We start from the raw sequence: 1081 nt of genomic DNA on the forward strand, positions 1-1081 counted from the left end.
TGACGAGCTCCGCGATGTGCTGAAACGTGCAGGTGGTGTGACTAACTATGCATATGTGCCAGGTGCAGTGTTTACGCGTATCGAGTTAAAAGAACAGCAAGAGAAACGTCTGCAAGAAATGCAGCGCCGTTTGGCAGAAGACATTGCAAAAGCACAGCTTGTTGAAAAAGACGCATCGCGTCGTAGTGGTGATATCGGTAAGGCGCAGGAACTACTTACACAATTACAGCAAACGCCAGCGCTTGGACGTTTAGTGGTTGATCTTCGTAAAGTGTTAGCCGAAGACCCAGACTATAGTATTCCATTGCAAAACGGCGATGCGTTGACCATTCCATCACGCAAAAATAGCGTAACGATTATTGGTGAAGTACAACTGCCTATTTCGCAAGTGTTTGAGCCAAAGCTTGATTACACCGATTACATTGAGCGTAGCGGTGGTACAACAGATAAAGCAGACGAAGATCGTATTTACATTATTAAAGCAAATGGTGGTGTACAACTACCTGATAGCGGTCATTGGTTTGCAAGTAACGATGCGCAAATGGAACCGGGCGACACCGTTGTCGTGCCACTAGATGCAGACAAGTTAGACCAGTTAGTACTATGGCGTGACTTGAGCCAGATTTTCTACCAAATAGCACTCGGCGCCGCCGCCGTGGGTAGTTTATAAAACTTTTATATTTCTGCTGTCATCTTGAGCTTGACTCGGGATCTGAGTAAATTTTATGAGTCGATTTGTTATATCGAAACTCTGATAAAACTGAATTTTAACGAAGGGTCAAACCCCTTCGAGAGAGTCGAAAGGCCGCCAATTAAAATCGGATTAAGCGAGGGCTGTTTGAGCCGAAGGCGAGTTCCGCAGTGCCGATTTTAATTAAGCCTAGAGAGTAGCCGAAGGCCCCCGAGAGCAGGGGCTGTTTGGGATTGTTAAGGGGCTTGTCACTACAAGTCCCTTAACCCGTCGGCCGCGTGGAAGCGGCAAGATAAAAAACGGGTAATAATGTACCTAAGGCGAAGCCTTAAAAGTACAGTCGGCTCAATCGACAAAATAAAAGCACACTTAGCTCCGGTAAGTAACCAT

At 46.2% G+C, this 1081-nt stretch carries 1 protein-coding gene; it reads left to right on the forward strand.

Translation table 11 applies throughout. The annotated features are described in order from the left end of the window. Positions 1–670 (forward strand): SLBB domain-containing protein (locus A3762_RS22620; protein WP_197469509.1); only part of this gene is annotated, 670 nt, incomplete at its 5' end. Between the last annotated feature and the right edge of the window lie 411 nt (positions 671–1081).

The organism is Oleiphilus sp. HI0125, from assembly GCF_001635355.1.